The organism is Anaeromassilibacillus senegalensis, from assembly GCF_001261775.1.
Classification (GTDB): domain Bacteria; phylum Bacillota; class Clostridia; order Oscillospirales; family Acutalibacteraceae; genus Anaeromassilibacillus; species Anaeromassilibacillus senegalensis.
This window is the reverse complement of sequence record NZ_LN868538.1, coordinates 983,943-1,001,988: the sequence shown is the minus strand read 5'-3', so window position 1 is coordinate 1,001,988 and position 18,046 is coordinate 983,943. Positions and strand designations below refer to the sequence as shown.

Below are 18,046 nucleotides of genomic sequence, written 5' to 3'. Positions count from 1 at the left end.
GAAACACGTATGGGAAGGTATCAAGTGTTCGAAGCACAGGAAAACAGGGCTGTGGATTTACTTCCACAGCCCTGTTTCAAAGACTTATAAATAATTGACCGCCAGTATGGCAACGCCAAGCACGGTCAATACCACGCCGGTCGCCCGGTTGAGGACGATGGGGGAGGCCTTGTTGGCAAATTTGGCGGCGATCCGTGCCCAGAGCAGGGTGCTCAGCACGCAGAGGATCAGGATGACCGGATCGGGCATCCCGCCGATGGCAAAATGGCTGACGGAGCCGGTCAGCGCGGTAAATGTCATAATGAAGACGCTGGTGCCGACTGCCGTTTTCAGCTCGTACCCCAAAACACTGGTCAGAATCAACAACATCATCATACCGCCGCCCGCGCCGACGAAGCCACAGATCAGACCAATCAGCGAGCCGCAGGCAAGGGACTGAATCAAACGCTTTTTAGCGCTGACGCCCTCCATGTTGGCCTTGGTGGTCATGACCGGCTTGACGATGAATTTGATGCCCAGGAACAGCGTCATAAAGGTGGAAAAGCCGCCCATTGCCGTGCCGGGCAGCAGGCTGGAGAGATAACTGCCCACCAGGGTAAAGCAGAGAACGGAGGCCATCATGACCAGGCCGTTCCGAATGTCAAGGTTTTTATTTTTTCCGTAGGTGTATGCGGAGACGGCGCTGGCCAGCACATCACTGGCGAGCGCAATGCCCACTGCCGTGTATGGTTCCACATGCAGGAAGGTGATCAGCATCGGGCTGATCACCGCCGCCGCGCTCATGCCGGCAAAGCCGGTCCCCAGTCCAGCGCCGATTCCCGCGATAAAACAGATAAAAAATGTATAGATCACCTGTTAGGCCTCCGTTTCCACTGGATTCTTTTTTTGCAGTGCGGTCACGACGTTTGCGTCGATGCGCTCCAGGAACTGCCGCAGCGCGCCGCGCTCCTCCGATGTAAACCCCTCCAGCATAAAGGCGAAGCACTGCTGCTGCACCGCGGCGAGCGTGCGAAGCGGCTCGTCCATGGAAGCGGGCAGGGAAAGGCGCTGCACCTTGCGGTTCTCCGGGTCGGTTTCAGAAAGGAGGCAGCCTTTGCGTTTCAGTGCATCCACCGCGGTAGACACGTTTGATTTGGCCACCCCGCGCATGGCGACGATATCGCGCGCCGTATTATACGCCGGATTGTTGTAAAGAAACAGCAGAATATCAATTTCCAGCTGAGAAAGCCCCAACTGTGCGGCAACGGGTTGGAACAGCTGCCCGTATAACCGCTTAAAGTGGCTGACGTAAGCGAGAATCTCCCTCATTCTATCCCTCTCTCTATTTGTTATATTCAGAACGGTTATAATTATAACTTTATAAAGCGCGGTTGTCAACCGTGTGGAATCGCAAAACCGCCGGTGTGAAGCAGCGTTCACACCGGCGGCAAGAGAGCGGATAGAAAATTAGTCCACAGATTCAAGCTCCAAAGAGTCCGTCAGGGATTCGAAGATGGCCTCTCCATCTTCCTGGCTGGAAGTGGGAAATGCGTACGAGAAGGAATAGATGCTGTTGACATCGGTAAAACACAGGTTGTACATATCATAAGAATTTCCGTAAATATCATTTTGATAATGCAGCAGCATAGCGCAGTGGTCAAGAAACGTTCCCTGTTGAACCTCTGCATCCTCCGGATTGGTAACATTTTTCATCAGGCTTTTGGAAAAAGAGGCTAAAGTCACGTAGGCGTCGTTGTCGTTCGACAGATCAATTGTTCCAGTGCTGTCAATCACATGGCTGGTGTTAAACAGTCCGCCCGATGGGGTATGGTGGTTAAACCCTGCCTCATGCGTGTCTGTTGTCCATTCAGCGGGAATCCAATAAGTGGCCTCGCCGATGGTGTAATCCTCCATAGTTTCAAACTCGGTATCTGTTTTTTCGCCGGGTTCTTCACTGGAGACCGGCGGTTCAGACGAGGAGTTTGCTTCTTTTGAAGAAATTTTGGAAGATGGCGCTGTGCTGGAGGACTCCGCCTCGTGACGTGATGACGGCGGTGCGGAAGAGGGGGAAACCGCCGTTTCCCCGCAGGATACGGTGCATAAAAGCATGCCTGCTGCCAAAATGAGGCTAAAAATTTTTTTCATAATCTTCCCTCCTTGTTTTGATTCTAAGACAAGAATTTACAGGAGACAAGAAAAATCCCGCCGTGGTGAAAAACTTTCTCCAACCGGCGGGATTTCTGTTTGATGGGATTAAACTTCCGCGGCTACGGGGACCGCCTGCATCAGCTTGCCGGGGTCCGCCAGTATTTTTTGCGCTGCGATGGCCGCCGCACCCAAGAGTGCGGGGCTGCCCGGCAGGCGGTTAATTTCAATGGCCACGTCGCCGCTGGTCATCGGGTTCACACAGGAGCGCACTTTGGTTTGAACGGTATGAAGCAGCCGTTCCGGTGCGATTTCCGCCAGTTCGTCGCCGATGACGATCAGGCCGGGGTTAAACTGGTTGATCAGGTTGACAATGCCGATCGAGAGGAACCCGCAGACTTCGTCATACTCGCGGCAGGCGACGTCGTCCCCACGGCGGACCGCATCGGCAATGGCGGCGGCGCTCAGGTTTTGCGCCGTAAGAAGGGAGGATTGCCCCGCTTCCAGGCATTTTATGATATTTTCCCGAAGGACGATGGTGGAGCAGTATTTTTCCAGACAGCCGCGGTTGCCGCACGCGCACGGCAGGCCCCGGTAGTCGATAGAGTTATGACCGAACTCGCCCGCAATGCCGCGCTGTCCCATAACAAGTTTGCCGTTAGAGATCATGCCGCAGCCGATGCCTTCGCCCGCCAGTACATAAATCATATCCTGCGTTTCATATGTGTCGCCGTAATACCAGAGCTGCGCAAAGGCGCTGGCATTGGCGTCGTTTGCGATATAGAAGGGGAGGTCCAGGTTTTCCGTCAATGTTTTGCGGATGGGAAAGTCCTGCCATCCGGCAAGTTCCGTCACAAAGAACAGGCAGTCCCGTTCCTCGTGATAGGGGCCGGGCATCGCCATGCAGGCCGCGGCAATTTCCGTATCGGGATTTTCTGCCAGAACAGTTTCAACCGCCGCGCGGATGCGCGGAATGGTCGTTTGGACCGATTCACGGGGCGCGATCGGGTATTCATGCACGCTGGTCAATTTGCCGGACAGACCGGCCAGGGAGATATAAAACGCACTGCGCGTCATGCGGATGCCGATCACCTTGCAGCGTTCCTCGTTTAAAGTGATTCCGATGGAACGCCTGCCTTTCATGCCGCTCATCAGACCGGTTTCCACAACGAGCCCGCATTCAATGAATTCTGCAATAATGTTTGTAATGGTTGCCTGCTTCAGTCCGGAAAGGTGTGCCAGTGTTGCGCGGGAACATACCCCCTGCTGCCGCAGCAGGTCCATAATGAGCGCACGGTTGATAAACTGGCTCCTTTCCTGATTAATACTTTTGCGGTCAATGGAATCGTTCATAATCAATTCTCCAATCCAATTGTTGGCGGCTCGCCCCATGTCCCCATCATGTGGCAAGACCTTTCTGACTCTCAATATACACGATTTTTCGCAAATATTAGTTCTAATTCGATATTAACATTAATTTGAACAAATTTATATATCGAATAAACTGTATGGTGTATATTATCTATTATCTCTATAAATTATTGACAATAAAAATCAGAAGCGGTTTAAATAGATGAGAAATTACGGGAGCTAATGTTTAATGGATAAATGCTTTAATGAATCCTATTTGAAGATAGATGAAACAGCGGGCCGCCGTGCAGCAAATTCGCACGGCGGCCCGTATCCTTTTTCAGTTAGCGTCAAGGTGGAATGTTCAGGAAACAAACCCAAAGCGTATGGGCGTGCGGTCTTTTACACGGATACACAGCGTCCAACACCGTTTAGCGTGCGCTTCAGTAGAAGCAATCAGCGGATAGTTACCGTGCAGTGCTTCACCGGACTTTGTCCGCTCAGGGCCGTGTATACGCCGGTGCTCTGGCCCGGTGCGCCGGTTGCCCAGACTCTGTAATAGTAATCGTTGCCGACTTTGGCCACATACTGCGTCTTGAGGACGGAGCCGTCGCCCACGGTGAAGTTCGGGACGGTATTGCCGTTGACAACCGTCATCTTGAAGCAATACGCCTGCCCTCTCTTGAGAGTGAAGTTCATCGTGGTATCGGAACGGACATACGCCGCCGCATTTTGTACGGAACCTGCCGCGCTGATCACGCCCGTATTGCCGTAGCTGTTATCCTGCATCTTGCTGGAGCTGCCCTTGCCGCTGTTGTTCGGCTTCGGCGTGTCTTTCCGCTCCAGCGCCTGATAGGCGGTGGTCAGCTCGTCGTTTGCCGCGTCGACCTCTTTCTGGTCGGCGGTGTCGCTGTTCAGAACGGAGAGTGCGTTGGAGAGTGCCCGGTTCAGCCGCTGGACGGATTCTGCGGTGTACTTGCCGGAATCGACGGCCTGTGCGGCTTTGACGTTTTCTTCCAGATAGGATTTATCCGGGATGATGCGCAGGGCCATCATCGCGTTGGTCAGACGGTCGAGCGCCGCGTTGATTTCCGCCGGTGTATTCGCACTGGTGATCTTCCTGGCGGCTTCCAGAGCGGCGAGGAATTCTTCCTGGCCTACCGCCAGATACTGGTCCTTCAGCAGGGGAACAATGGCGTCCGCCTGGTCGATGACCGTCTGCAAGGAGCTCAGGTCATTCTGGCGGACCAGGCTTTCCACGGCCGCGCGCAGCTCTTTGTATGCTTTGTCCACGTCTGCCTTGAGCGGCTCTTTGTCGGAGAGGACCACGTTCGCCGCCTGTAGCCTGGCCTGCATGGCCGCCCAGCTTTCCGCGGTGTAGTCGCCTTCGGTGAGCATACCGGCGGATTCCACCAGCTCTTTCAGGCTGTCGGTGTTGCCCAGCTCGAAGCTCAGCAGGTGGATGGCGTCGATCAGATTGCCCCATGCCGTGTCAATTGCCGCCTGCGTTGCGGTCTTGTTGCCCTCGACGGCCTGCGCCGCCGCCAGCTTGTTCCGCAGATTGGTCTGCACGGTCGGCGTGGCGAGCTGGAATTCGTCGCTGTCGATCAGCTGGTCCGCGGTATCGATCACCGTGCGCAGGATCATCTTGTTGACAACGGTGAAGTCGATCTTGACGTTTGCATCCTGGGTCAGATTGGCAAAGGTCATAGAGAAGGCGTTCGGCGTGAAGGTTTCCTGTGCGGCGCCGTTGACGGTTACGCCCGCAAATTCTCTGCCTTCCACCGCCGGGGCGAAGGACAGGACGCTGGTTGCGTTGGGCTGGAGCGTCGCCTGATAGGAACCGATGAGGTCCGCAAGCTTCTGGGCCTCGCCGTCCACGGTCAGCTTGGCCTGACGGCCGCTGTAGCTGACGGAGATGCTGTGTTCGGTGGGTTGCGTCTCTTCCTTGCCAAAGGCCTCGATCTCTGTGATGCAGGTGTTGCCCCATCCCGCAAGACCGGCTTTCAGCACCATGCGCAGATTCGTTACATCGGTGACCGGCTGAGCCAGAGAAACAACTTTATTCTCATGTTCTTTCGTCTCGTATTTCCATTCCGCGGTGACGTCCGCCGCAACGGTTTCCCAGGTGTCGCCGTTGTCTTTGGAAATCTGGTAGTCCCACTTGGTCGGGCCCTGCTTTGCACCGTAGAAGGTCCAGACTGCGATGTGCTGGAAGCTCTGCGGCTCGTCCCAATGGAGGGTAATCAGGTTGTTTTCGCCGCCGGGAGCCACAGTAATGTGAGTATCGGAGGAACCGTCCTTGCCGTGATGGCCGTCGATCAGGCTCATCGGGTTGGTCGCCGGGCCCTGGATGCGGGTTGCGGTGACATCGCTGGCCTTCAGCGCCACGTTTTCATAATCGCCCATGCTGGTGACGGTCAGTGTATAAGTGGTTTTGGTTGTCTGATACTGGGACTTGACGACGACCGGGATCACCTTGGTATCAAAAGCATTCATATTTAAAGTATAGCTTTCGCCCGGCAGAACCTTGGTGCCGTTGACATAGACGGTGGCGGTTTCGCTGCTGGCGTCCGGCGTGATTGCGATCGCACCGCCCTCGGAGCCTACATCGAGCGTATAGTCCAGGACGTCTTTTTGGAATTCTTTGTCGAAAGTTCCTTTGTTGACAGAAATGCCGTTCAAGCTGGAATCCTTGTCGCCCTCCTGTAAGTCGGCGGCGTTTTCCTTGGTGGAAACCCAAGCCGGCAGGCCTGCCGCAACAAGAGCGGATTTATCGCCGTCGTAGAACTTGACAGTCACATGGGTGTCATGGTTGACCTGTACGCTGACGTTGGATACCACATCTTCGTTCGGTGTAATCACCAAGCCGCCGTCCTTCTGCTCGACGGAGCAGTTATAGGCTTCAAAGCTGCCGTCCGCATTCTGTGCGACATAGGCCTTGGTCAGGGCGACTTCACCCAGCGCTTTAAAGATTTCGTGTACGTCGTTGTCGCATGCCGCGCCCTGTGTGCCGGTGCCGTAGCCCGGAACCCAGGTGTTCTTCGGCGCTCTCCACCAATAGGAGATCATATCGACGTATTCCTCACCGATGACCGTATCGATGTATTTGCCCTTGATCACGTCGCCCTGAGAGGCTTCCTCATCCTTGACCCACTGCCTGGTCTTGCGGTACGGGTCGGGGACAAAGGCCCAGCGCAGGGTTCCGTCAAAGCTCATCAGCTGTGCGCAGGAGCCCATGGCGTTCATGCCGCGCTCCAGATACTGCTGGTCGCCGGTCAATTCGTACAGGTTGAACAGCGCGTAGATATTCCAGCCGGACCAGCCATGCGGGGAGTTCATCATATTCGGTGAATCCTCCGTCGGCCAGATGTTGACGTCGTACTGTGCCTCCCAGAAGCGCAGGGTGCCGCCGTTGATGCGAGAATCCGGAATGATGGACTGCTGGTGCGAGGTGTGGAAGCCCATGATCTTCAAGGCGGCGTTGGTGTATTTCTCCCGTTCCGGGGAGCCCTCCGGGAACATCAGTGCAAATTCGGTGAGCTGTGTGGCGGAGCAGGAGTTCGCGCCGTCCTCAAAGGTCTGCTGGCCTTCCGTCTCAAAATGGCCGTCGCGGCGGACCAGATTGTCCATCGCACGCGTCACGGAGGCAAAATGGCGCTCATAGCGTTCCGCCCATTTGGCGCGGTCCTCTGCCGTCAGGCTGGGGTCGTCTTGCAATGCTTGTTCCACATGCATCAGTTCCATGATGGACTTGGCGGGGTAAATGACGGAGGTGTAATCCGTGCCGCCGTTATAATAGCCGCCGCTTTCCCTCTGGCTGGAGATAACATATTCCGCCAGATTGACCGCGCTCTCCAGATCGCTCCAGTTGCCGGAGCTTTGGAATTTATCCACAAACACGCCCAGCATACCGGAATGGTTCTGGATGCGGGACTGCTCCGCGGTCGGCAGGTCGGTGGTGACGTCGTACATCAGGGGATAGATTTCCTCAAATTTCTCGTCGATGGCGTCGTCCAGCTCGGCGTCCGGGAAATATTTCTTTGCAATATAAGCGGAGTACAGGCCGTACCAGGACTCCGTATGGGAAGCCGCCTTCTGCGGCGCTTCCACCGCGGCCTTGCGGGCCTGCTGGGTGTACCAGGACCAGGATTTGCGGATGGAGAACGTGCCTTCCGACTTGTAGCCCGCTTCGTTTTCCGCCCAGAGCTTGTAAACGCCCTCGTCCTTGTCCGCCGCGTCAAACACACAGGAGAAGCTTCCGTCGCCGTTGTCGGCTGCGTCAATTGTGCTCTGTGTGCCGTCGGGCGCCACCAGCGTGGCCTTGCCGTCCTTCAGCGGTGTTTCGGATAGAATCGTGACGCGGGATTGTTCGCCCTCCGCCATGGTGTACCGGTCGGCGTCGATGGTGGGCAGCCCGGTGCTTTCCGCGATGGTGGGCTTGATTTTTTCGATCGCGTTCAGGTCTTCCACGGGTTTCAGATAGACGTTCCAGGTCTTGGTTTCCTTGGCGCCGAGGTGATCCAGGTCCTCCGGATGGCGTTCCGGCAGCTCGCCGGCTTGGAGCACGTCGAGGGAAGCCGTATAGATGCGGTGTGCGCCGCTCTGGTAATCCAGAGAGTAGGAGGCAACCGGCGCGTCGGTCGCAACCGTCATCAGCCGTCCGGACGGGGTGGAGAAATAGCCCCACAGATGGGTTTTCTCACAGCGCAGCAGGGTGGGGAAGAGCTGGTCGTTGTACTGCGGATAGCGTTCCAGATAGGTGTTGAAGCCCAGGTTCAGGGAGAGCTTGTCCACCGGCTGTTCGGTATCCTTGTTATTGGTGACGGAGGCGGTGATGACCAGCTGCTTTTCTTCACTGACGGAATAGCGCATGGTAAAGGTCAGATCCTCGCCGTTTTTCTGGTAGCGGGCGCTGTACGCGGAGACATTGCCGTCCGGGTCGGCGTCGCCGGAAACCAGAGGGATGTCTGTTCCATTGTATTTCCACAGGAATCCGCCGCGCTCATCGGTGCGGACCGGAATGGTGTACATTTCCCCGGCGATTTTGGCTTTCAAAGATTGAAGCTGTCCGCCGGTATGGTCGACTTCCCAATCCTCCGTTGTGATCTTTTCGTTGGCGGAGACCGGCGCGGTATCGGAGAGGGTAACCGCCTGAATGGACATGTTGCCCCATTTTGTGTCATAAACTTCGGAGGTCAGCACGCGCACCTCCACGGTGTCGTCCGCGCTGGGGGTGCTGTACTGCAAACGGGCAACGTTGCAGACGGCGGGCGTGCCCGCGGTGGTGACGTCGCTACCGTACGTTTCGCTGTACTGCACTTCTCCGTTGACCAGCAGTTCCAGCGTGACATCCGCCGCCCACTCGCCGGTATAGAGGCTCAGGTATTTCATATCCGGGCCGCCGGGGACGTTAAAGGAAACGCCGCCGCCGTCGCCGACGAATACATATCCCTCGTGCAGGTCGCTGCCGCTGGCTGGATTGGTTCCGTCGGTAAAGCGGTAGCCGGTTTTGCCGTTGTTCATGACCGGGTCCGCGCGCGGCGTTCCATGCGGCTCCACATCGGTAATCAGGGTGGAATCGACAGCTTTCCGGTTGTATTCACCGAACGTCTTGCTGTTGAAATACGCCCAGTCCAGATTTCCCTCTTTGGTCAGGTTTGCGTACAGCGGCGCGCTGGATACCTTGCCGCCGACGATGCTGCCGTCGTCCTCGACCAGGCAGTCGCTGAGCGCGATGGCGGAGATATTCATATTCCCCCAATTGGAATCGTAGGTGTGGGAGGGCCAGAGCTTGACGGTCACTTCGTCGTCGGCCTCCGGGGTTTGATACGCGATGCGAAGCATATTGTATTTGGCGGGCGTACCGGGTGTCGTTACGCTGCTGCCGTAGGTCTCCGTGTACTGCACTTCGCCGTTTATGGACAATTCCGCGGTGATGTCCGCCGCCCACGCGCCGGTGAAGATGGTCAGATAGCGAATTTCCTCACTGGCAGGCACGGTGAATTCCATACCGTTGTCCTGCCCGGTGAAGACCAGCGCTTTGTGATTTCCCTCCAAAACCTGCTCCGGGGAGGTGCCGTCCACAAAGATAAAGCTGGACACTGCTTTTGTGTCGATACTGTTGCCGCTGCCCAGATGCTTCAGGTTGGAGATTGCCGGAGTTTCCGTGTTTTTATGGTTGAACCGCTCAAAATTGGTGTTGTCCAGGTTTACCCAGTCCAGGTTTCCCAGCTTGGTCAAATTGGCAACCGCCGGTACGTCCAGCACTTCACCGCTGGCAAGGTTGGAATCCCCCGGAAGCTGGTCGGAAAGCGCGATGGCCTGGATGCTCATATTGCCGCCATTGCTGAAGGTATCGGTGATCTCAACGGTTACCGTCACGTCGTCGCTTTCGGAATCGGTCTGATATTGGATTGCGGAAAGGAAACAATCCGCGCCCGAACTGGTTGCCGATTTACCAAATGATTTGCTGTAGGCAGCCTCGCCGTTAACGGAAAGGGTCAAAGTCACTTCCGAAGCCCAGGAGCCGATGTACGTCCGCAGGTAGCGGGGCTCGGTGCTGCCCGGGACGTGGAATGTAAAGCTGCCGCCCTTCCCGTTGACCACCTGTCCTTTGGTGTTTTTAGCGTCCGCCCCGGGATACACAAAATTGGTCCGGGTGTCTTCGGCGATCTGCGCCATGGTGCCGGAAAACGCGTAATCGGTGATTTGGTTGTTGCCGTCCATCTTCGCGCAGTCGTCCAGAACCTTATTGTTGAAGTGAATCCAGCCGAGCGGCCCCAGCTCCTCCAAATTGGCTTTTGTGGGCGCGGTGCGCAGCGTGCCTGTGACGCCGGCGGCCACCGCCTGTACGGAAATGCTCTGTGCGGCGTCTGCGGAGACAGTCTCCGCGGCAGCATTTGCGATGCCCGTGCCGGAAGCCGCCATCAGGGTGGCCAGCATCAGGGCGATCGCTCTTTTTCTCATTTCAATCATCTTTCTCCTCCTAAATGCTTTTCAAAATTCCTCATCCATCGTTTCGCTCCCAGAGCGAGTGGCAGATTCCTTTCCCCCTTCCCGGTAAGAGAAGTCCGCGCTTCCCAAACGCTTGTCTGAGTGCGCAGCCAGTGCATTTTAAATTTACTATATCAGGCGAATTTAAAATGACACGAGTTTAATAGTTTTTTCAGTTAAATCGTAATTTTATTAAAACATTTGCTTTTTAGATTGTCAACTAATTTATAATAATTTTGTACAGATAACGGAAATTCAAGCTATATTGCCAAAAAGGAGAGCGGGATTTATGAAAAATCCCCTTCAGCCAGAGGACGAATCCACGGCTGAAGGGGAATTTTTTTGATCTTTTTATGCGGTTTTCAGTGGGAGCAGTCAGCAAACGATTCCCGTGGACCTGCGGTCAGCACGCGGACGCGCAGCGTCCATCACACCTACGGTGCTTTTCAGTGAAAGCCTCTTTCAAAGCAGGGTATTTCCATGCTCTGTTTTAAAAGAGGCGATTCTCTCAATCGGCTCAAACGAATCTCTTAGCCAATTGTAACCACATAGTGTTGCTGCGGACGTACAACGTCATTCGCACCTACGGTGGTTTTCAGTGGCAGCAATCAGCCAACCGTTACCACACAGTGCTGTTGCGGTGCTTCACCCGCCATCGTGGTATACACGCCGGTGCTCTGGCCCGGTGTGCCGGTCGCCCAGACTCTGTAATAGTAGTCGTTGCCGACTTTGGCCACATACTGCGTCTTGAGGACGGAGCCGTCGCCCACGGTGAAGTTCGGGGCGGTATTGCCGTTGGCAACCGTCATCTTGAAGCAATACGCCTGCCCTCTCTTGAGAGTGAAGTTCATTGTGGTATCGGAACGGACATACGCCGCCGCGTTCTGTACGGAACCTGCCGCACTGATCACGCCCGTATTGCCGTAGCTGTTATCCTGCATCTTGCTGGAGCTGCCCTTGCCGCTGTTGTTCGGCTTCGGCGCGTCTTTCCGCTCCAGCGCCTGGTAGGCGGTAGTCAGCTCGTCGTTTGCCGCATCGACCTCTTTCTGGTCGGCGGTGTCGCTGTTCAACACGGAGAGTGCGTTGGAGAGTGCCCGGTTCAGCCGCTGGACGGATTCCGCGGTGTACTTGCCGGAATCGACGGCCTGTGCGGCTTTGACGTTCTCTTCCAGATAGGATTTATCCGGGATGATGCGCAGGGCCATCATCGCGTTGGTCAGGCGGTCGAGCGCCGCGTTGATTTCCGCCGGTGTATTCGTGCCGGTGATCTTCCTGGCGGCTTCCAGAGCGGCGAGGAATTCTTCCTGTCCCACCGCAAGATACTGGTCCTTCAGCAGGGGAACAATGGCGTCCGCCTGGTCGATGACCGTCTGCAAGGAGCTCAGGTCATTCTGGCGGACCAGGCTTTCCACAGCCACGCGCAGCTCTTTGTATGCTTTGTCCACCTCTGCCTTGAGCGGCTCTTTGTCGGCAAGAACCACATTTGCAGCTTGCAGTTTGGCCTGCATGGCCGCCCAGCTTTCCGCGGTGTAGTCGCCTTCGGTGAGCATACCGGCGGATTCCACCAGCTCTTTCAGGCTGTCGGTGTTGCCCAGCTCGAAGCTCAGCAGGTGGATGGCGTCGATCAGATTGCCCCATGCCGTGTCAATTGCCGCCTGCGTTGCGGTCTTGTTGCCCTCGACGGCCTGCGCCGCCGCCAGCTTGTTCCGCAGATTGGTCTGCACGGTCGGCGTGGCGAGCTGGAATTCGTCGCTGTCGATCAGCTGGTCCGCGGTATCGATCACCGTGCGCAGGATCATCTTGTTGACAACGGTGAAGTCGATCTTGACGTTTGCATCCTGGGTCAGATTGGCAAAGGTCATAGAGAAGGCGTTCGGCGTGAAGGTTTCCTGTGCGGCGCCGTTGACGGTTACGCCCGCAAATTCTCTGCCTTCCACCGCCGGGGCGAAGGACAGGACGCTGGTTGCGTTGGGCTGGAGCGTCGCCTGATAGGAACCGATGAGGTCCGCAAGCTTCTGGGCCTCGCCGTCCACGGTCAGCTTGGCCTGACGGCCGCTGTAGCTGACGGAGATGCTGTGTTCGGTGGGCTTGACATCCTTCTTGCCGAAGGCCTCGATCTCTGTAATACAGGTGTTGCCCCAGGCGTGCAGGCCTTCCTTGAGAACCATGCGCAGGTTGGTGACGCCGGTGAGCGGCTCGTCGAAGGAGACCGTATAGCTCTCTTGCGTCTTATCTTCCTTTTCCCAGGTGGCGGTTACGTCTGCCGCGACAGTCTCCCAGGTGTCGCCGTTGTCTTTGGAAATCTGGTAGTCCCATTTGGTCGGGCCCTGCTTTGCGCCGTAGAAGGTCCAGACGAGTACCTTCTCGAAGCTCTGCGGCGCATCCCAGTTGAGGGTGATCCAGTTGTCCGGCGTGCCGTCCGGTGCAACGGTGATATGGGTGCTGCTGGAGCCGTCCAGGCCGTGGTGGCCGTCGATCAGGCTCATCGGATTGGTCGCCGGGCCCTGGATGCGGGTCGCGGTGACACTGCTGGCCTTGCGAGCGACGTTTTCATAGCCGCCCATGGTGGAAACAGTGACGGTATAGGTGGTTTCGGCCGCCTGATACTGCGACTTTACCACGATCGGAATGGTTTTTTCCTGCATCGCGCCGTCAACCGTGACAGTATAACTCTCTCCCGGCAGGACGCGTGTGCCGTTGACATAAACAACCGCGTGCTCGCTGTTTGCGGCGGGGGTGATGTCCACACTGCCGGCTTCCGCGCCGATGTCCACCGTGTAAGCGGTGACGTCCGCCTGGAAGGCCGGGCTGAGCTCGCCCTTGCTGACGGTCAGGCCGCGCAGGCTGGAATCTTTGTCCGCGTTTTCAAGGTCAGCGGCGTTTTCCTTGGTGGAAACCCAAGCCGGCAGGCCCGCCGCAACAACGGCGGATTTATCGCCGTCGTAGAACTTGACGGTCACGTTGGTGTCATTGTTGACCTGTACGCTGACGTTGGATACCACATCTTCATTCGGTGTAATCACCAGGCCGCCGTCCTTCTGTTCGACGGAGCAGTTGTAGGCTTCAAAGCTGCCGTCTTCCTTCTGGGAGACATAGGCCTTGGTCAGGGCGACTTCGCCCAGCGCTTTAAAGATTTCATGCACGTCGTTGTCGCACGCCGCGCCCTGTGTGACAGAGCCGCCCATGCCGGTGTAGCCCGGTACCCAGGTGTTCTTCGGCGCTCTCCACCAGTAGGAGATCATATCGACGTATTCCTCTCCGATGACCGCATCCACATGCTTGCCCTTGATGACGTCGCCCTGAGAAGCTTCTTCGTCTTTCACCCAGAGCTTTGTTTCACGGTACGGGTCTGCGATAAAGGCCCAGCGCAGGGTTCCGTCAAAGCTCATCAGCTGTGCGCAGGAGCCCATAGCGTTCATGCCGCGCTCCAGGTACTGCTGGTCGCCGGTCAGCTCATACAGATTGAACAGCGCGTAGATGCTCCAGGCGGACCAGCCGTGCGGGGAGTTCATCATATTCGGGGAGCCGCTGGTCAGGCCCATCTCCACGTCGTACTGGGCTTCCCAGAAGCGCAGGGTGCCACCGTTGATGCGGGAATCCGGAATGATGGACTGCTGGTGCGAGGTGTGGAAGTTGATGATTTTCAGCGCGGCGTTGGTGTATTTCTCGCGCTCGGCGGAACCCGCCGGGAACATCAGCGCAAATTCGCTGAGCTGGGTGGCGGAGCAGGAGTTCGCGCCGTCCTCAAAGGTCTGCTGGCCTTCCGTTTCAAAATGGCCGTCCAGACGGACCAGATTATCCATGGCGCGGGTCACGGACGCAAAGTGGCGGTCGTAGCGTTCCGCCCATTTGGCGCGCTCGTCTTCGGTCAGGCTTGCGTCGTCCTTGAGGTCCTTTTCCACATGGATCAGCTCCATGATGGACTTGGCCGGGTAGATGACGGAGGTGTAATCCGTGCCGCCGTTGTAATAGCCGCCGTTATCCTTTTGCTTGGTCAGCAGGAAATCCGCCAGATTGACCGCGCTCTCCAGATCGCTCCAGTTGCCGGAGCTCTGGTATTTGTCCACGAAGATGCCCAGCATGGCGGAATGGTTCTGGATGCGGTTTTCCCAGGAGGTGGGCAGGTCGGTGGTGACGTCGTACATCAGCGGATAAATTTCTTCAAACTTCTCGTCGATGGCCATATCAAGTTCATCGTCCGGGAAATATTTCTTTGCGATGTAAGCAGAATACAGGCCGTAGAATTCTTCCGAATGGGACCCGCCTTTTTGCGGCGCTTCCACAGCGGCTTTACGGGCCTGCTGGGTGTACCAGGACCAGGATTTACGGATGGAGAACATGCCCTCCGACTTATAGCCCGCTTCGTTTTCCGCCCAGAGCTTATAGACGCCCTCGGCCTTGTCTGCCGCGTCAAAAGTGCAGTGATAGACGCCCTTTCCGTTGTCCACGGTGTCGAGTGCGGTTTCCGTGCCATCCGGCGCAACCAGTGTGACCTTGCCGTTTTTCAGCGGGGACTGGGAGTAGATCGTGATTTGGGAGGACTCGCCCTCCGCCATGGTATAGCGGTCCGCGTCGATCATCGGCAGCAGGGTGTTGTTGGAAATGGTCGGCTTGACGTCCTCAATGGCGTTCAGGTCCTCAACAGGTTTGAGGTAGACATTCCAGGTTTTTGTTTCGTTCGCGCCAATGTGGTCCGCGTTCTCAGGATGGCGCTCCGGCAGTTCGCCGGATTGCAGCATGTCGAGGGAAGCGGTGCGGATGCGGTGTGCGCCCCATTCGTAGTCCAGCGTATAGGAGGCAACCGGTGCGTCGGTGGAAACGGTCATCAGCCGGCCGGACGGGGTGGAGAGATAGCCCCACATATGGGTCTTTTCACAGCGCAGCAGGGTGGGGAAGAGCTGGTCGTTGTACTGCGGGTAGCTTTCCAGATAGGTGTTGAAGCCCAGGTTCAGGGAGAGCTTGTCCACCTGCTGCTCGGTATCCTTGTTATTGGTGACAGAGGCGGTGACCACCAGCTGCTTTTGTTCGTCCACCGAATAGCGGATGGTGAAAGACAGGTCCTCCGAAGCAGTGCGGGAACGGCCTGTATAGGTAATGGTTCCATCTTCATCGGTCTCGCCCGCGGTCATGGCGATCTGGCGGCCGTTGTAATTCCAGACGAAACCGCCGCGGTCGTCCGTGCGCATCGGAATGGTGTACAGTTCGCCGCCGATCATGGTCTTCAGGGACTGGATCTGGCCGCCGGTGTGGTTGACCTCCCACTCGGGCGTGGTGATCTTTTCGTCCAGGCTAGCGGGGGCGGTGTCGGACAGGGTAACCGCCTGGATGCTCATGTTGCCCCAATCGCTGTCGTAAGCGTTTGAGATCAGCGCGCGCACCTCCACGGTATCGTCCGCGCTGGGCGTGCTGTATTGCAGGCGGGCCACATGGCACACGGCGGGCGTGCCGCCCGTGGTAACGCTGCTGCCGTAGGTTTCGCTGTACTGTACCTCACCGTTGACCACCAGCTCCAGGGTGATATCGGAGGCCCATTCGCCGGTGTAGACGTTCAGGTACTTCATATCCGGGCCGCCGGGGACGTTGAAGGTTACGCCGCTGCCTTCTTTGACAAAGACAAAGCCGTTATGTACGCCGGCCTCGGACTCCGGGCTGACGCCGTCCGTGTAGCTGTAGGAAGTTTTTGCGTCCTTGATAATGGGCTGGCTTTGCTGGGTGCCAACATTTGTGACGTTGGTAATCAGGGAATCCGCCAGATTTTTCCGGTTGTAGTTGCCAAAGGTAGCGTTGTTAAAGTATGCCCAATCCAGATTTCCTTCGCTGGACAGGTCGGCGGCGATTGGTGCGCTGGACGCTTTACCGGATACAATGGAGCCGTCGTCTTCTATCTGGCGGTCGCTCAGCGCAATGGCGGAGATATTCATATTGCCCCACTGGCTGCTGTACGCCTTGGAGACCCAGAGCTTCACCTTGACCTCGTCGTTTGCATCCGCCGCCTGATACTGGATGGAAAGCAGGTTGTATTTGGCGGGCGTACCGCTTGTGGTGTCGCTGCTGCCGTATGTTTCCGTATATTGTACTTCGCCGTTGACGGAGACCTCCGCCGTGACGTCCGCCGCCCATGCGCCGGTGTAGATGTTCAGGTACTGGGGGGTGAGGCTGGCCGGAACGGTAAACTCCAGGCCATTGTTTTCACCGGTGAATACCAGGCCCTTGTGGTTGTCGTCTCCCAGGGACTGCACGGGGGACAATCCGTCCAGATACAGGAAGTTGGTCTGCGTGTTCTTTGTGACATAGTCCTGTTTACCGATCAGCGTGAGGCCGCCGATCGCCGGGTCCTCGGTGTCCTTGCGGTTGAACGCGTCAAAGTCGGTGGAGTCGAGCATGACCCAGTCGACATTTCCCTGTTTGGTCAGGTTGGCGGTTGCCGGTGCGTCCAGCACCTCGCCGGAAGCGAGCGCGTCCTCTTTTACAGGCGCTTCGTCTGTGACGGCGATGGCCTGTATGCTCATGTTGCCGTAGACCTCGTCCATCACTGCGGTGACTTCAGCAGTAACCGTGACAACATCGTCTTCGGAATCCGTTTGATACTCGATGGTGGAAAGGTAGCTGTTCGCGCCGGAAGAGGTCTCCGTTTTGCCGTAGACGCGGCTGTACTGCTCATCGCCGTTCACCGCGACGGTCAGCGTGATCTGGGAGGCCCAGGAGCCGGTGTATAAACGTACATACCGCGGGTCCGTGCTGCCCGGCAGGTCAAAGGAAACCCTGCCGCCTTTTCCATTGATCACCTGGCCTTTGGAGTTCTTTTCCGCGGCATCGGTATAAAGGAAGTTGGTGGCGGCGTCGGTGGCGATCTGCGCCAGCGTGCCGGAGAGCTTCAGGTTGGAAATCGCGCTGCCTTCGCCCATCTGCGCGCAGTCCTCCAGTGTTTTGCTGTTAAAGTGAAACCAGCCGAGCGGCCCTTCCGCTTCGAGGTCCGCCTCAGCGGGGGCGGTGCGCAGCGTGCCCTTGACGGCCGCCGCCGCGGCCTGCATGGAGACGCCCTGTGTGATGCCGGTGGAGGACACGACTGCCGAGGGCTCTTTTAAAATAATCCCTTTTCCATCCAGATAAATTTTTGTCGTGGACTGCATGGAGACGCCCTGTGTGATGCCGGTGGAGGACAGCTCCACAGCGGCGCTTGCGATGCCCGTGCCGGAAGCCGCCATCAGGGTGGCCAGCATCAGGGCGATCGCTCTTTTTCTCATCTCAATCATCTTTCTCCTCCTAAGTTGTCTTCCTGTAAAACCCGGTTGATTTCCCATTCCCAGGGGATAAGTCCAGTTGTTTTGGCCGCCTCCTTCCCGTCTGTGCCAAGCTGCGCCTTTTGCAGTGAAGTGTGGTCCCGCACAGCCCCGTGCCTCTTTACATTTTTTGTAAAATGATATGACACGAGTTTAATAGTTATTTCAGTTAAAGTGTAATCTTATTAAAGCATAAGGGTTTTGGAAAGTCAACCAATTTCATGAAAAAGGTAAAAGAATCGGTAAAACTTCCGTATATTTTGTATTTAAGCAGATTAACAGGGCGCGAAAAACGC

6 protein-coding genes are annotated in these 18,046 nt (G+C 56.7%); all 6 read right to left on the bottom strand.

The genetic code is table 11. The annotated features are described in order from the left end of the window. Positions 1-84: 84 nt before the first annotated feature. The 6 genes from BN2106_RS14640 to BN2106_RS14615 all read right to left on the bottom strand — a co-directional run bounded on the left by BN2106_RS14640 (position 85) and on the right by BN2106_RS14615 (position 17,723). Positions 85-852 carry a sulfite exporter TauE/SafE family protein gene (locus BN2106_RS14640; protein WP_050699291.1) on the bottom strand — a complete coding sequence of 256 codons (768 nt, stop codon included), beginning with the start codon at positions 850-852 and terminating at the stop codon, positions 85-87. Positions 853-855: 3 nt separating this feature from the next. Further along, positions 856-1,308 carry a MarR family winged helix-turn-helix transcriptional regulator gene (locus BN2106_RS14635; RefSeq protein ID WP_050699290.1) on the bottom strand — a complete coding sequence of 151 codons (453 nt, stop codon included), beginning with the start codon at positions 1,306-1,308 and terminating at the stop codon, positions 856-858. A gap of 138 nt (positions 1,309-1,446) precedes the next feature. Beyond that, positions 1,447-2,124 carry a hypothetical protein gene (locus BN2106_RS14630; protein WP_050699289.1) on the bottom strand — a complete coding sequence of 226 codons (678 nt, stop codon included), beginning with the start codon at positions 2,122-2,124 and terminating at the stop codon, positions 1,447-1,449. Between the two features lie 108 nt (positions 2,125-2,232). Continuing rightward, the gene (locus BN2106_RS14625) at positions 2,233-3,477 is read right to left on the bottom strand and encodes an ROK family protein (protein ID WP_050699288.1); all 1,245 of its coding nucleotides are present in this window, start codon (positions 3,475-3,477) and stop codon (positions 2,233-2,235) included. 453 nt (positions 3,478-3,930) lie between these two features. Next, positions 3,931-10,452, bottom strand: a complete 6,522-nt coding sequence (locus BN2106_RS14620; protein ID WP_050699287.1) for a cadherin-like beta sandwich domain-containing protein — start codon at positions 10,450-10,452, stop codon at positions 3,931-3,933. 626 nt (positions 10,453-11,078) lie between these two features. Further along, on the bottom strand, positions 11,079-17,723 hold the full coding sequence (locus BN2106_RS14615) for a cadherin-like beta sandwich domain-containing protein (protein WP_050699286.1): 6,645 nt from the start codon (positions 17,721-17,723) through the stop codon (positions 11,079-11,081). Positions 17,724-18,046: the final 323 nt, after the last annotated feature.